This is a genomic window from Pseudomonas sp. KB-10, assembly GCF_018221585.1.
Taxonomy (GTDB): Bacteria; Pseudomonadota; Gammaproteobacteria; order Pseudomonadales; family Pseudomonadaceae; genus Aquipseudomonas; species Aquipseudomonas yangonensis.
The window spans coordinates 83,061-96,739 of sequence record NZ_QYYB01000006.1; the positions used below are offsets into that span (position 1 = coordinate 83,061).

At 62.3% G+C, this 13,679-nt stretch carries 15 protein-coding genes and 1 pseudogene; 12 read left to right on the forward strand and 4 right to left on the reverse strand.

Annotated elements, in window-relative coordinates; translation table 11 throughout:
* Nucleotides 1-9: 9 nt before the first annotated feature.
* On the reverse strand, nt 10-657 hold the full coding sequence (locus DXK50_RS16990) for a hypothetical protein (protein WP_212631143.1): 648 nt from the start codon (nt 655-657) through the stop codon (nt 10-12).
* 174 nt (nt 658-831) lie between these two features.
* On the opposite strand from DXK50_RS16990, the gene DXK50_RS16995 reads away from it, so the two are divergent.
* Both DXK50_RS16995 and galU (DXK50_RS17000) read left to right on the forward strand, forming a co-directional pair.
* Nucleotides 832-2,193, forward strand: coding sequence for a UDP-glucose dehydrogenase family protein (locus DXK50_RS16995; protein ID WP_212631144.1), 1,362 nt, complete (start codon nt 832-834; stop codon nt 2,191-2,193).
* 42 nt (nt 2,194-2,235) lie between these two features.
* Nucleotides 2,236-3,075, forward strand: a complete 840-nt coding sequence (galU, locus tag DXK50_RS17000; protein ID WP_161866841.1) for a UTP--glucose-1-phosphate uridylyltransferase GalU — start codon at nt 2,236-2,238, stop codon at nt 3,073-3,075.
* A gap of 237 nt (nt 3,076-3,312) precedes the next feature.
* Here galU (DXK50_RS17000) and DXK50_RS17005 read toward each other — a convergent pair whose 3' ends face one another.
* Complete coding sequence (locus tag DXK50_RS17005; protein WP_024308197.1) at nt 3,313-3,735, reverse strand: VOC family protein; 423 nt, start codon at nt 3,733-3,735, stop codon at nt 3,313-3,315.
* 69 nt (nt 3,736-3,804) lie between these two features.
* Between DXK50_RS17005 and gorA the strand changes: the two genes are divergently transcribed.
* From gorA to DXK50_RS17050, 9 genes and pseudogenes are all read left to right on the forward strand, one after another.
* Nucleotides 3,805-5,163 (forward strand): glutathione-disulfide reductase, encoded by a 1,359-nt coding sequence (gene gorA, locus DXK50_RS17010; protein WP_212631145.1) that lies wholly within the window; start codon nt 3,805-3,807, stop codon nt 5,161-5,163.
* 7 nt (nt 5,164-5,170) lie between these two features.
* Nucleotides 5,171-5,794: a trimeric intracellular cation channel family protein gene (locus DXK50_RS17015; protein WP_161866843.1), complete on the forward strand. Its 624-nt coding sequence runs from the start codon at nt 5,171-5,173 to the stop codon at nt 5,792-5,794.
* A gap of 178 nt (nt 5,795-5,972) precedes the next feature.
* Nucleotides 5,973-6,464, forward strand: a complete 492-nt coding sequence (locus DXK50_RS17020) for a hypothetical protein (RefSeq protein WP_212631146.1) — start codon at nt 5,973-5,975, stop codon at nt 6,462-6,464.
* Between the two features lie 10 nt (nt 6,465-6,474).
* Nucleotides 6,475-6,924 (forward strand): DUF421 domain-containing protein, encoded by a 450-nt coding sequence (locus DXK50_RS17025; RefSeq protein WP_212631147.1) that lies wholly within the window; start codon nt 6,475-6,477, stop codon nt 6,922-6,924.
* A gap of 118 nt (nt 6,925-7,042) precedes the next feature.
* On the forward strand, nt 7,043-7,210 hold the full coding sequence (locus DXK50_RS17030; protein WP_197855667.1) for a con-10 family general stress protein: 168 nt from the start codon (nt 7,043-7,045) through the stop codon (nt 7,208-7,210).
* 144 nt (nt 7,211-7,354) lie between these two features.
* The gene (galU, locus tag DXK50_RS17035) at nt 7,355-8,218 is read left to right on the forward strand and encodes a UTP--glucose-1-phosphate uridylyltransferase GalU (protein WP_024308203.1); all 864 of its coding nucleotides are present in this window, start codon (nt 7,355-7,357) and stop codon (nt 8,216-8,218) included.
* Between the two features lie 27 nt (nt 8,219-8,245).
* Nucleotides 8,246-9,100: an SDR family oxidoreductase gene (locus DXK50_RS17040; protein WP_212631148.1), complete on the forward strand. Its 855-nt coding sequence runs from the start codon at nt 8,246-8,248 to the stop codon at nt 9,098-9,100.
* Nucleotides 9,101-9,210: 110 nt separating this feature from the next.
* Nucleotides 9,211-9,363 (forward strand): annotated as a pseudogene (locus tag DXK50_RS17045) (con-10 family general stress protein); the annotation flags it as partial.
* Between the two features lie 78 nt (nt 9,364-9,441).
* Complete coding sequence (locus tag DXK50_RS17050; protein ID WP_161866847.1) at nt 9,442-9,912, forward strand: hemerythrin domain-containing protein; 471 nt, start codon at nt 9,442-9,444, stop codon at nt 9,910-9,912.
* A 39-nt stretch (nt 9,913-9,951) separates the two neighbouring features.
* Here the strand turns inward: DXK50_RS17050 and DXK50_RS17055 are convergent, their stop codons facing one another.
* Nucleotides 9,952-10,920, reverse strand: coding sequence for a methyltransferase (locus tag DXK50_RS17055; RefSeq protein ID WP_212631149.1), 969 nt, complete (start codon nt 10,918-10,920; stop codon nt 9,952-9,954).
* A gap of 15 nt (nt 10,921-10,935) precedes the next feature.
* On the reverse strand, nt 10,936-12,336 hold the full coding sequence (locus DXK50_RS17060; RefSeq protein WP_212631150.1) for an iron-containing redox enzyme family protein: 1,401 nt from the start codon (nt 12,334-12,336) through the stop codon (nt 10,936-10,938).
* A 159-nt stretch (nt 12,337-12,495) separates the two neighbouring features.
* Here DXK50_RS17060 and DXK50_RS17065 point away from each other — a divergent pair, with 159 nt between their 5' ends.
* Complete coding sequence (locus DXK50_RS17065) at nt 12,496-13,632, forward strand: carboxylate-amine ligase (protein ID WP_212631151.1); 1,137 nt, start codon at nt 12,496-12,498, stop codon at nt 13,630-13,632.
* The last annotated feature ends 47 nt before the right edge of the window (nt 13,633-13,679 follow it).

Here is a 13,679-nt window from a genome sequence, read left to right on the forward strand (position 1 = left end):
GGCGACGCTCTATTGATTCGGATTGCTCAGGAACAGGATTTCCGACTCCTGGCTGTACTGATAGGGCGTGGTTTCGATGTCCGGCGAGGAGTACTGGAGGTTGCTGACCAGCAGACCGACTCGCTTGCTGTTGGCGTCGCCTTCGAAGACATTGATGAATACCCTGTTACCTGAGCAGTCACGCTCCACATAGGCGCCGCAGTTGCCCGAATTGTCGGATTCGCTTGCGCTGAACAGCGTCCTGGCTGTCCAGCCATCGAACACCACCAACGAATAGCTGCTCTGCGATGTACCCTGGCCCGAGCCAGCGCCGCCGATGATCACCGCCGAGTGGCTGGCGCTGTAGTCATCCAGGGTACGGATCTGGTTGTACTGCCCGCCGAATTCGTCCAAAGGCCGCGCTTCGCCGATCTGCGGGCGCACCAGCAGGTAGCCGGCCCAGAAATTGCGCCCGGCGTTCTCGTAGGAAACGGAAGCGAGATAGGCCTGCTCGCCGCCCTTGAGCGTGATGGGCAGCAACTTATCGATGCTCGGCCCCATCTCGTTGATTTCCGCGGGCGACCAGGCGGCGATTTGTGTGGACGACGGCGGCGTCGGGGTAGAGGCGAAGACGGTGGCGGTTGAAAAGGCGAGGGCAGCGATAGCCAGTAAGCGCATGACGGGGTCCCTGTAGTCGGTTGGTTTCCAATGCAGCGTGGAAGATACAAGTCGCCTGGCATCAGCGCCAGCCACGCGACACGGTGAGCGCTTGTCATCATTGCTTCGCCGTTTCGTCACCTCATTGCCACGACCATTGGTTGCAATCGCAGCAAACGCCAGGAGGATGCTGCGATGCAGATATGTGTGATAGGAGCGGGCTACGTGGGCTTGGTGACGGCGACCTGCCTGGCGGAGATGGGCAATCAGGTGGTCTGCGTCGAGCGTGACCCGCAGCGCGTTGCCAAGCTTGCGCAAGGTGAGGTACCGATCTACGAGCCGGGCCTGGAAGCGCTGCTCAGGGCGCAGCTGGCGGCGAGGCAGCTCGGTTTCACCTCGCAGCTCAAGGCCGGCATCCGCCGCGCCGAAGTCATCTTCATCGCGGTGGGTACGCCCAGTGGCGAGGACGGTTCGGCAGACCTTTCACACGTGCTGGCGGTCGCCGATGAGCTGGGCGAGCGACTGGAGCACGCCTGCCTGATCGTCGACAAATCCACCGTGCCGGTGGGCACCGCCGAACGCGTCGAACAACGCATCAACGCCGGGCTCGCACGTCGAGGCAAACGCGTACGGGTGAGTGTTGCCAGCAATCCGGAGTTTCTCAAGGAGGGCTCGGCGGTCGAGGATTTCATGCGCCCCGACCGGGTCATCGTCGGCTGTGACGACGAGCGCGGGCGTGAGCTGCTGCGCAGACTGTATGCGCCGTTCCTGCGCAATCATGACCGCCTGCTGTGCATGGGTGTGCGTGCTGCCGAGTTCAGCAAGTACGCGGCCAACGCCTTCCTGGCGACCAAGATTTCCTTCATCAACGAGATGGCCGGCATCTGCGCGCGCCTGGGTGTGGATATCGAGGAAGTGCGCCGCGGCATCGGCAGCGACCGGCGCATCGGCACGCACTTCATTTATGCCGGCTGCGGCTACGGCGGTTCGTGCTTCCCCAAGGACGTCAAGGCGCTGATCCGCACCGCCGAGCATGAGGGTATCGAGCCGGGTATCCTGCGCGCGGTCGAGGCGCGCAATGCGCTGCAGAAGACGCTGCTGTTCCAGGCCCTGCGCGAACACTTCAATGGCCACCTGCAAGGTCGGGTCGTCGCGCTCTGGGGGTTGGCGTTCAAGCCCGGTACCGATGATCTGCGTGAAGCACCGAGTCTGGTGCTGCTCGAGGCGCTGCTGATGGCCGGCGCCAGGGTGCAGGCTTGCGATCCGGCGGCCACCGCTGCCGTCGCCGCGCGCTACCCTGGGGCCGTCCAATCAGGGCAACTGGTGCTGAGCGAATCGTCTTATGCCGTTACCCAGGGCGCCGATGCACTGGTGCTGGTGACCGAATGGAAGCAGTTCCGCCAACCGGATTTCCCGCGCATTCGCGGCGCCATGCGTATGCCGGTGCTGTTCGACGGGCGCAATATCTATGACGCGCAACACCTGGCGGAACTGGGTTTTCTCTATCGTGGCATCGGCCGGCCTGCAAGCGGCAGTTGTAAGGCCAGCGCGGCTTGATAGACTGAACGCGCATTCCAACCATCCCCATCTGGGAGTCCCATGATCAAGAAATGCCTGTTCCCCGCTGCCGGTTACGGCACCCGCTTCTTGCCAGCGACCAAGGCAATGCCCAAGGAAATGCTTCCGGTGGTGAACAAGCCACTGATCCAGTACGGTGTCGAAGAGGCGCTGGAGGCCGGCCTCAACCAGATCTCCATCGTCACCGGCCGCGGCAAGCGCGCGCTGGAAGACCATTTCGACGTGAGCTATGAACTCGAGCACCAGATCAAGGGCACCGACAAGGAGAAATACCTGGTTGGTATCCGCCGTCTGATCGACGAGTGCAGCTTCTCCTACACCCGTCAGGTGGAGATGAAAGGCCTGGGCCATGCCATCCTCTGCGGTCAGCCGCTGATCGGTGACGAGCCCTTCGCCGTGGTCCTGGCCGACGACCTGTGCCTGAACCTGGAAGGCGACAGCGTACTGGCCCAGATGGTCAAGCTGTACAACCAGTTCCGCTGCTCCATCGTCGCGATTCAGGAAGTGCCGCGAGACGAAACCTCCAAGTACGGTGTGATCGCCGGCGAGATGATCCGCGAGGACATCTACCGCGTCAGCAACATGGTGGAAAAGCCCAAGCCCGAGGACGCGCCGTCGAACCTGGCGATCATCGGTCGCTACATCCTCACCCCGGACATCTTCGACCTGATCCGCAGCACTCCGCCGGGCAAGGGCGGTGAGATCCAGATCACCGACGCGCTGATGCGCCAGGCCCAGCAGGGCTGCGTGATGGCATACAAGTTCAAGGGCCAGCGTTTCGACTGCGGCAGCGCCGAGGGTTACATCGACGCGACCAATTTCTGCTTCGAGAATCTGTACAAGACCGGCAAGGCGTTCTGATACGCCCAAGGTCAACCAAACGCCACCTTCGGGTTAATGCTGTTCACTTAAGGTTGCACAAGTTTGGCTCCCCTCTCCCATTTATGGGAGAGGGGCTGGGGGAGAGGGCTGAAAACACCGCAAACCTGCCAGTTTTCCCCTCTCCCTAACCCTCTCCCCAAAGGGGCGAGGGGACTAATCGCGTCCGACCATTTCTGATGTGAACAGCATTACACCTTCTGGGTGGCGTTTTGCATTTCAGGGGATGGGCATGTCCTCGGAGCCAGGCCCCAGTGGCTGACCGTAGCTGAATTCCACGTAATTGCCGGCCGGGTCACGCAGGCCACAGTAATAACCGACCGGATAGGGCTCGTCACGCGGCGCCCAGATCAGGCAGCCTTCGCGCTCGGCCAGGGCGGCGATGCGGTCGACTTCTTCGCGGCTGCCCAGAGCGAAGCCGAAGTGGCTGTAGTCGTTGGCGGCCAGGTTGCGGTCCTGGCCGCCGGGCATGATGACGAAGATGAACTGATGCTCCTTGCCCGGTTCGGCCATCCAGACGATACGCGTGCCCTTGCCGGGGCGTTCGTGGATCACCTGCATGCCGCAGAACTGCGCGTAGAAGGCGATGCAGGCATCGAGATCAGGAACATGCAGGGCGAGATGAGTCAGAGTAGGGCGCATATCCACCTCCTGCTTTCAGCTTAGCGCTAGCCTTTACGGTATGCTCCCCATCTGCCAAGGAGATACCTCATGAGTTACGACTTCGACCTGTTCGTGATCGGCGCCGGTTCCGGCGGCGTACGTGCGGCGCGTTTCGCCGCTGGTTTTGGTGCCCGCGTCGCGGTCGCCGAGAGCCGCTACCTCGGCGGCACCTGCGTCAACGTCGGTTGCGTACCGAAGAAACTGCTGGTGTACGGTGCACATTTCGCCGAAGACTTCGAGCAGGCCGCAGGTTTCGGCTGGTCACTGGGCGAAGCGAATTTTGACTGGACAACGCTGATCGCCAACAAGAACCGCGAGATCGAGCGCCTCAATGGCATCTACCGCAATCTGTTGACCAACAGCGGCGTCAGTCTGTTCGAAGGTCATGCGCGCATCGTCGATGCCCACACCGTCGAGGTCAATGGCGAGCGCCATAGCACCGAGCGCATTCTCATCGCGACCGGAGGCTGGCCCCATATTCCGGACATCCCCGGGCGCGAGCACGCCATCAGCTCCAACGAGGCGTTCTTCCTCAAGCAACTGCCCAAGCGCGTACTGGTGGTCGGCGGTGGCTATATCGCCGTGGAATTCGCTTCGATCTTCCATGGCCTGGGCGCGCAGACTTCGCTGCTGTATCGCGGCGACTTGTTCCTGCGAGGCTTCGACGGCGCGGTGCGTGAACACCTGCGCGACGAGCTGAGCAAGAAAGGCCTGGATCTGCAGTTCAATGCCGATATCGCCAGCATCGAACCCCAGGCCGACGGCAGCCTCGCAGCCACGCTAAAGGATGGCCGGGTGCTGGAGGCCGATTGCGTGTTCTACGCCACCGGTCGCCGACCGATGCTCGACAACCTCGGCCTGGAGAATGTCGAGGTCAAACTGGACAAGCGTGGCTACATCGAAGTCGATGATCTGTTCCAGACCTCCACACCCTCGATTCTCGCCCTTGGCGATGTGATCGGCCGCGTGCAGCTGACCCCGGTCGCGCTGGCCGAAGGCATGGCCGTGGCGCGCCGGCTGTTCAAGCCCGAGCAATACCGGCCGCTGGATTACCGCATGATCCCTACCGCGGTATTCAGCCTGCCGAACATCGGCACCGTTGGCCTCAGCGAAGAACAGGCCATCGAAGACGGCTACAAGGTGACGATCTTCGAGAGCCGCTTCCGCCCGATGCAACTGACGCTGACCGAGAACCCGGAGCGCACCCTGATGAAGCTGGTGGTCGATGCCGACAGCGACCGCGTGCTCGGCTGCCATATGGTCGGCCCGGAGGCGGGCGAGATCGTTCAGGGCCTGGCCATCGCGCTCAAGGCCGGTGCGACCAAGCAGATCTTCGATGAAACCATCGGCGTGCACCCGAGCGCTGCCGAGGAATTCGTCACGCTACGTACGCCGGTCAGCCGCTGAGGGCCTCATGGAAACGCTGTTCTACGTCGCCGACCTGTTCGGCGTGGCAGTGTTCGCCATCACCGGTGCGCTGATGGCCGGACGCAAGTCCATGGACCTGTTCGGCGTGCTGGTGATGGCCATCGTCACCGCCCTTGGTGGCGGCACGCTGCGCGACCTGATTCTGGACAACCATCCGGTCAGCTGGATTCGCGACGACACCTACATCCTCGTCGCCTCCCTGGCGGCATTGGGCACCGTGGCCTGGGTGCGCATGACCCGGCCGATACACGAGAAGGGCCTGCTGATCGCCGATGCCTTCGGCCTTGCCGTGTTCACCGTGTACGGCACCGAGCTGGCCTTGCAGAACGGCACGCCGATCAGCACTGCGGTGATCATGGGGGTGATGACCGGCGTGGTAGGCGGGGTGATTCGCGACGTGCTGTGCAACGAGATTCCGCTGATTTTCCAGAAGGAAATCTACGCCACGGCCTGCATCGCCGGGGCGCTGACCTTCATCGGTCTGCGCGCTCTGGACACACCGCACTGGCTGGATACCGCAGCGGCGATGTTCGTGGTGCTGGCCGCCCGACTGGCCGCGATCCATTGGCACCTCGGGCTGCCGCGCTTCCATTTGCTGGACCGGCAGTAAGCCTCATCGCTACGCCTTGAGGGTCGTCGTAAGCAATGCTTCCGTGACGAAGCCAGCCTACGTCTGGCAGTGATCACCAGCTGGACGCGCGCAACGCGCGTCCTTGCGTGGCGCTTGTGAAATTTTCTTCTGATATTGGCCATGGATCACAGGTCATAGGCTTCAGGAGGAAACCGACATGCATCTACCTGAACAAAGCAGCCGCAGCGTTCCCGTGCAGGAACACATGGATACGCAGGTCCGCGTTTGGAAGATCGAACGCTTAGGTTGGTATGGCCTGTTACTGCTTGTGATGCTCGCACTGGCCGGACTGTTTTCCAAGGGGCCATTCAGCCACGTCCAGGTCGGTGGAGCGCAGGATGCGTTGCAGGTCGAATACCAGCGCTTCGCACGCAACGGCGCACAGTCGCCGTTGAAGGTGAGCCTTCAGGGCACGCCACGGTTGCATATCGCTGGTGAGCTGTTGGATGGGTTTTCCATCGATGCGATCCAGCCCGTGCCGAGGCGCAGCGCCAGCGACGGGGCGGGGGGCCTGATTCTCGATTTCAGCGGCGATGCCGAACGCATCGTCGTCAGCCTGCGTCTCACCGCTGAAGGTGTGGGCGCTTATCACTCAAGGCTCCACGCAGCCGGCCAGCAGGTCGAGCTGAGCCAGTTCATCTACCCCTGAGGAGACGCTCATGGATGCGGTACTGCGTGCCGGCGCCATCTACCTGGTGCTGCTGATCCTGTTCAAGCTGTCCGGCCGACGTTCGTTGGCGCAACTCACCACCTTCGATTTCGTGTTGCTGCTGATCATCGGTGAGGCCACCCAGCAGGCGCTGCTGGGCGATGATTTTTCGGTGACCAACATGGTTCTGGTGGTCACCACCCTGATCGCGCTGGACATCGGCGCCTCGCTGCTCAAGCGCCGCAATGACTGGCTGGCGCGCCTACTCGATGGGTCGCCGACCATCATCGTCGAAGACGGCGTGCCGATGCAGTGGCGTCTGGACAAGGCGCGCCTGACGCTCGACGACGTCATGGAGTCGGCGCGCGAAAGCGGATTGGAACGGTTGGACCAGATTCGCTACGCGATCATCGAGCGTAACGGCAAGATTTCCATCATCCAGCGGCCCGAGGGGAAATGAGCATGACCGCTCGTCAGCGATTGCCGAGCGAGGCGGAGAATTAACCTGAACGTCCTCGCCGGGCCCTTTCTCCAAATCAGTGCACGGGCAATTTTGCCCATCACTGAGGAGAAACGAGATGACCAACAAGAACCCTGGCAACTTCGCCAACGATCGTGAAAAAGCTTCCGAAGCAGGCAAGAAGGGCGGCCAGAACAGCGGCGGCAACTTTGCCAATGATCGTCAGAAAGCCTCCGAGGCTGGCCGCAAGGGTGGCCAGAACAGCCACGGTGGAGGCCGCAGTTGATTGATTGCGTAGCCTGGGGGAGGCCCGCTACGGGCCTCCTTTCCCTCCTGTTCAACGAAACGGCAATCGCGCGAAATACCTTGAACCGCAAACACTTCGGTTAGGTCAAGTTCTATTACCGAGTCACTCAATTGGTATAGAACCATGATCAAGAAATGTTTGTTCCCCGCCGCCGGTTACGGCACCCGTTTTCTACCCGCTACCAAGTCGATGCCCAAGGAAATGCTCCCGGTGGTCGACACCCCGCTGATCCAGTATGGCGTCGAAGAAGCACTGGAAGCCGGGCTGCATGAAATCGCCATCGTCACTGGGCGTGGCAAGCGCTCGCTCGAGGACCACTTCGATATCAGCTACGAGCTGGAGCACGAAATTTCCAACACCGGCAAGGAGAAATCCTTGAGCGGCGTGCGCCACCTGATCGATCAGTGCACCTTTTCCTACACGCGTCAGATCGAGATGAAGGGCCTCGGCCACGCCATCCTCACCGGCCGTTCGCTGATCGGCGACGAGGCCTTCGCCGTGGTACTGGCCGACGACCTGTGCCTGAACCTGGAAGGCGACGGCGTGCTGACCCAGATGGTCAAGCTCTACGAACAGTTCCGCTGCTCCATCGTTGCCATTCAGGAAGTGCCGATGGAGGAGGTGTCGCGTTACGGCGTGATCGCCGGCGAAGCATTGCGTGACGACATCTTCCGCATCGAGCGGATGGTGGAAAAACCCAACCCGGAAGATGCGCCGTCGAACCTGGCGATCATCGGCCGCTACATTCTTACGCCGGATATCTTCGAGCTGATCGAGCAGACCGAACCGGGCAAGAGCGGCGAGATCCAGATCACCGACGCGCTGATGAAGCAGGCCCAGCAAGGCTGCGTGCTGGCCTACAAATTCAAGGGTCGCCGCTTCGACTGTGGCTCCGCCGAGGGCTACGTGCAGGCCACCAACTTCTGTTTCGATAATCGCCATAAAACTCACCCAGTGACGGCCAGCCCACGTCTGCAGGCCGTCTGAACGCTTATCCGCAGGGAGGAGTGAAAGATGAATGACAAGACACTGCCCGCTCAGCATCAGGAGCGGCAACCTGGCGTCGAACACGCCATGCATCCCGAACCGGTGTACCTCGCCGACGATTACCGCGCCGCGGGCAAGCTGACCGGCAAGGTGGCGATCATCACCGGTGGCGACAGCGGCATTGGCCGCGCCGTCGCCGTGCACTATGCGCTGGAAGGCGCCAAGGTCGCGCTGGTCTATCTCGACGAAAACCAGGATGCGCAGAAAACCCTCGACGAAGTGAACCGCCATGGCGGCGAGGCCATCGCCCTGGCGGGTGACGTGGGCGACGGCAGCTTCTGTCAGTGCGTTGTCGATGCGGTGATCGCCAAGTGGGGACGCATCGACATCCTCATCAACAATGCCGGCGAGCAACATCCCGAGCACAACCTGGAAGCACTCGACGAGGCGCAGTGGGAGCGAACCTTCCGCACCAACATCTTCGCCATGTTCCACCTGACCAAGATCGCGCTGCCGCACCTGCAGCCGGGCTCGAGCATCATCAACACCAGCTCGGTGACGGCCTACAAGGGCAACCCGATGCTGCTCGACTATTCCTCGACCAAAGGCGCGATCACCTCGTTCACCCGGTCGCTGTCGATCAACCTGGCGCCGCGTGGCATACGCGTCAATGGCGTTGCTCCGGGGCCGATCTGGACGCCTCTGATCCCGTCCACCTTCAGCGCCGAGAAGGTTTCCGAATTCGGTGCCGATACGCCGCTGGGCCGTCCCGGCCAGCCGTCGGAAGTCGCGCCGGCTTTCGTCTATCTGGCCAGCAACGACGCCTCATATGTCTCCGGGCAGATGATCCATGTGAACGGCGGCAGCGTGGTCAATGGCTGATGAAAAAATGCCTGAACGAGTCGGCGAAGCGCCTGCCTGAATTTAAGTAGAGGCAATAACGCCTCGCGAAAAACTCTCAGGAGGCACCAGCAATGGCGACCAACAAAAATCCGGGTAACTTCGCAAACGATCGTCAAAAGGCTGCCGAAGCCGGCCGCAAAGGCGGCAAGAACAGCGGCGGCAACTTCGCCAATGACCGCCAGAGAGCATCCGAGGCAGGGCGCAAGGGTGGTCAGAAGAGCCACGCCGCTCGCGACTCGTGATGCTCACCCCTGGGCCCGCTGCTAGCGGGCCCAGGCCTTTCTAACGATGTGATTAGTAGACCTGAGGAGAGCAAGACGATGAACGCCATCGAACTGCTGAAGAAGGACCACGAAACCGTCAAAGACCTGCTGAGCAAGCTCGAGGAAACCACCGAGCGAGCGGTGCAGACGCGCAAGAAACTGCTGGCCAAAATCGAGCAGGAACTGAAGATCCATACCGAGCTCGAAGAGCAGATCTTCTACCCGGCCTTCAGGCAAGCGGGCAGCAAGGACGAGGCCGTTCTGGCCGTCGAGGCCAAGGAGGAACACCGCGCCGTGGAGGCACTGGTACTGCCCGACATCAAGGAAACGCCGCCGTCGACGATCGAGTTCTCCGGTCGGGTCAAGGTGCTCAAGGAATTGCTCGAACACCATATCGAGGAAGAGGAGCGCGACATGTTCCCGCAGGCCCGCAAGCTGCTGAGCAAGCAGCAGCTGGAGCAGCTGGGCGAGTCGATGGAAGTGCTGCGCAAGTCGCTGAAGAGCAGCGCTCAGACCAAGGCTGCCTGAGTCTTCGGGGGCCGGCGCCTGCGTGGTGCAGGCGCCGGTCTAGCGCTGGCGCTGATTGGGCTGGTAGGTCAGCCGCAACGCCACGCAGGCAATGCGCTCGGCCTCGATATATTCGGGTTTCTGCAGGTCCTCACCGAACACATCCGGATCGATCTCCTGATAGTCCCAATCCCAGCCGGTATCGCGCAGAGACAGGCGGATGGCATTGAGCAACGGATCCTCGCCGGCAAAGATCGCCACGCCGGTATAAAGCAGCAGCGTACCGCCGGGCGCCAGTCGCTCCATCGCCGTATCGAAGATCGCCAACGACAGCCCAGCGCCATGCCTGCCACCTCCGTGACGATAGGTTCGCTGTTGTGGATCGAGCATATAGGGCGGGTTGGCGATGATCAGATCGAACTGGCCCTGCATGTCCCGCAGCAGGTCGCTGCTCTGTACATGCAGGTTGCCGACACCAGCCTGGCGCGCATTCACCGCGGTCATGGCCAATGCTTTGGGGTTGATGTCCAGTGCCGTGACCTTCGCGTCGGGGCGCAGCTGCGCCGCGGTGATGGCACCAGGACCAGCGCCGCAGCCGATATCGACGATGCGCCGCAGCGGTTGATTGGCATGCGCCAGGTAACCGCGCAGCAGGCGGACGAAGCGGTAGGTGTCGGGGCCGAAGAACACCGCATCGCTTTCCTCGGTAGGGAAACGTGAGTGAACGTAGAGTTCGTTGCCCAGGCTGGAAAAGCGTACCTGGCTGATCCAGCCCAGAGCATGAGGCTGCAGCACCTGCGCGTCACGCATGGCCTGGGTGATTTCCTCATCCAGCGTCCCGTCGGCGAAGGGACGGCTCCAGCCGAATACGTCGCGCAGGTTTTCCGCCCGCGCGTTGTCCGGACGCTGATTGATCCGCTGGTGGGTAAGCGGTGTCGGAGTGACGAAGTGGTAGTCACGTTCGCGCAGCAAACTGCCCAGGCGCAGCAAGGCAAGGGTTTGCGGAGCATCGAAGGGCTGTTCGAGCATGGGTGAGTTCCTGGGTCAGCGCGGCTGTCGCATCAGCGCGGTGAAAGTGCGGGTGGCAGCCAGCCCGGCGCTGGTCCAGTGCTGGGCCGGGGATTGCAGTTCGATCAGCCGGCACTCGCGTCGATAGGCATCCAGGCCCTGCAGTTGCCGGAGCATGTCGCGTCGCTCACGATCCAGCTCGCCATGCTGCGCAGCTGTAGGGGACGACATGGCGGCCTGACTCATCCGCCGTGCACGAAAGGCCGGACGCTGTTCGGCCGGTTGCCAGTCGCCAGCGATCCAGTCGTGCAACAGTTGACGTTCATATGGGCTGAACACACCGAACATGGCCGCGCCCTGGCCTTCCACCAGGCGCCAGAAACGGCTGTCGGCCGGGTCTTTGCCGTGTCTTATCCAGCCGTTGCGTTGCAAGGCCTCGAGAAAGCCTGCCACGTTGCCGGAGCTGCCCAGCCATTGATTCACCGTGCGACCCTCGATGCGGCAGTAGTCGGAATGCACCTGGCTGGCCACCGTGCGCTTGCGTTCGAGCATGTGCAGCACCTGCTGCTGCAGATCGAAACCGTCGATCACGGCGTTGGAGCCGATGCCCAGATCATTGAGCAGATAGCCGCGCATCACGCGCTCGTAGAAGGCCTGTGCATCGCCGACCCGCGGCAGGTTGTCCAGCACACTTTGCACGGCCTTGGCGGCGTGGCCGCTGGAGCCGTTGTCGATGGTCACGTGCAACTGGAAGTAATAGGGGTCGATGTCCAGCTCGTTGAGCTCGAAGGCGCTGATCAGCAGGTGCAGCGGCAACTGCTCGTAGCCGAGGTTGTAGCCGATCACCTCAGGCAGAAATTCGTCCACCAGCAGCCCAAGGGCCAGCTGGATCGCACCCTGGCGATACAGCGCATCGTCCAGTTCCAGGGCATCTTCACAGCCCTGGCTGGCCAGCAGTTGTCGATAGAGCAGCACATGATTCTGCGCGGGCACCCCTTCGCCAAGTTCTTCCAGGTACGTCTGCACCAGTGGATACACGCGGTAATCGCGCCAGTGGGGCAGGGTGCCGTAGAGCCAGGCACCGTCCACCAGCTTGGTGGGTGCCACCGCGCGGAGAAAATGCAGGGCATGAGCCTTACGGGGGAAGAAGCGGCGCCCCTTTCCCGAACGGCGTCCCTCTAGGTAGCGGGCGTATTCGGTGGTCACGCTGTGATGCCGACGCAGCGACCAGGCGGCCAGTTCATAAGGGCTGGCCGGCAGTTCACAGGACAGCTGCGCGACCTCACCCAGGCACTCCTGGATGAATTCCCGTGCCTGCGGGTGTCCCGGCTCGGGCTCGTCCAGCAATTGTCGATAGAGGCCTTGCCAGGGACCGGTGGCGGGAACGAAGGAAATGCGTTGCGCGGCAGGCGTGTCGATGAAACTGGCGATCGACATGGGTCAAGTCTCCTGAAAACGGGGCCATGTTCTGTTTAGGAGGGCCATGCGCGAATAAAGATTCCACCTAAATTCGCCTCGTCCGGGGCTGCCGCAAAGAGGTTGAACCCAAACCGCCGGCACGCTTTCAACTGCAGGAATTCCGGGAGTAGGTAGGGCATGACCGCGAGCACGTTCGGCATCGAGGAGGAGTACTTTCTGACCGACCTGGCAGGTCGCTGCGTAGCGCAGCAGGGGGTCGAGGCCTTTGCCGTAGCCAGCCGCCGCGCGTTGGGCCAGTGCGTCACGCGAGAGATGTTCGCCGCGCAGTTCGAAGTGGTGACGCCAGTACTGCACCGCCTCGACGAGGCATACGACTTTCTCAGCCAGGCGCGCCGCACCATGGCCGAACTGGCCAGCGAGTTCGGCTGTGGCATCCTCGCCGCCGGGACTCATCCGCTGGGGCAATGGCGCAGCGTGCAGGCGACCAACATGGCGCGTTATCAGGCCATTTTCGACGATTACCGCATCGTCGCCAGCCGCAGCGTGCTGGCAGGCCTGCACGTGCATGTCGGAGTACCGGATGGCATCGACCGCATTCGCCTGATGAACCGGCTTACGCCCTGGCTACCCCTGCTGCTGGGGCTAAGCGCGTCCTCACCCTTCTGGGACGGCCGGCCCAGCGGTTTGATGAGCTATCGCCAGGCCGTGTGCGACGAGTGGCCGCGCATGGGCATTCCCGATCACTTTCGTGACGAAGCCGAGTATCAGCGCTACGTGAAGGTGATGACCGATACCCATTGCATCGGCTCGGCCGTCAACCTGTGGTGGAACATTCGCCCGTCGTTGCGCTTCCCCACCCTGGAGCTGCGTATCGCCGACGCCTGCCCGCGGCTGCAGGACGCCCTGTGCATCGCCGGGCTGTTCCGTGCCATGCTCGATCATGCGCTGACCTGCGCGCACCATGACTGGTTCGATGACCCGCTGACGCGCATCCTCACCCTGGAAAACCGCTGGCGCGCCAAGCGCCGCGGTCTGCGCGGCCTGTTCATCGAGCCACGCAGCCAGAGCACCTTGCCGTTCGCGGCCTGGCTGGATCAGGTACTGGCTTGCATAGCCGATCAGATCGCCCCCGGGGAACGCTGGATCATGGCCCATGCGCGCAAACTGGCCCGCCTTGGCGGTAGCGCCGAAGCCCAACTCGGCCTCTACCGGCGTGCCCGGAGCGGCGGCGCCGATCACCGCGGCGCCGTGCACCAGGTGGTCGATACGCTGATGCAACAGACGGCCCTGCAGGACGTTCGGCAAATAGCCTGAACATCTGCCTGGCAGCGATTTCGGAATAGGAACACGCCTTATCCGGG

Bases quoted from the DNA above. Each gene is read 5' to 3' on its own strand.
- DXK50_RS16990 (WP_212631143.1), bottom strand. From the start codon at position 657: ATGCGCTTACTGGCTATCGCTGCCCTCGCCTTTTCAACCGCCACCGTC.
- DXK50_RS16995 (WP_212631144.1), top strand. From the start codon at position 832: ATGCAGATATGTGTGATAGGAGCGGGCTACGTGGGCTTGGTGACGGCG.
- galU (WP_161866841.1), top strand. From the start codon at position 2,236: ATGATCAAGAAATGCCTGTTCCCCGCTGCCGGTTACGGCACCCGCTTC.
- DXK50_RS17005 (WP_024308197.1), bottom strand. From the start codon at position 3,735: ATGCGCCCTACTCTGACTCATCTCGCCCTGCATGTTCCTGATCTCGAT.
- gorA (WP_212631145.1), top strand. From the start codon at position 3,805: ATGAGTTACGACTTCGACCTGTTCGTGATCGGCGCCGGTTCCGGCGGC.
- DXK50_RS17015 (WP_161866843.1), top strand. From the start codon at position 5,171: ATGGAAACGCTGTTCTACGTCGCCGACCTGTTCGGCGTGGCAGTGTTC.
- DXK50_RS17020 (WP_212631146.1), top strand. From the start codon at position 5,973: ATGCATCTACCTGAACAAAGCAGCCGCAGCGTTCCCGTGCAGGAACAC.
- DXK50_RS17025 (WP_212631147.1), top strand. From the start codon at position 6,475: ATGGATGCGGTACTGCGTGCCGGCGCCATCTACCTGGTGCTGCTGATC.
- DXK50_RS17030 (WP_197855667.1), top strand. From the start codon at position 7,043: ATGACCAACAAGAACCCTGGCAACTTCGCCAACGATCGTGAAAAAGCT.
- galU (WP_024308203.1), top strand. From the start codon at position 7,355: ATGATCAAGAAATGTTTGTTCCCCGCCGCCGGTTACGGCACCCGTTTT.
- DXK50_RS17040 (WP_212631148.1), top strand. From the start codon at position 8,246: ATGAATGACAAGACACTGCCCGCTCAGCATCAGGAGCGGCAACCTGGC.
- DXK50_RS17050 (WP_161866847.1), top strand. From the start codon at position 9,442: ATGAACGCCATCGAACTGCTGAAGAAGGACCACGAAACCGTCAAAGAC.
- DXK50_RS17055 (WP_212631149.1), bottom strand. From the start codon at position 10,920: ATGCTCGAACAGCCCTTCGATGCTCCGCAAACCCTTGCCTTGCTGCGC.
- DXK50_RS17060 (WP_212631150.1), bottom strand. From the start codon at position 12,336: ATGTCGATCGCCAGTTTCATCGACACGCCTGCCGCGCAACGCATTTCC.
- DXK50_RS17065 (WP_212631151.1), top strand. From the start codon at position 12,496: ATGACCGCGAGCACGTTCGGCATCGAGGAGGAGTACTTTCTGACCGAC.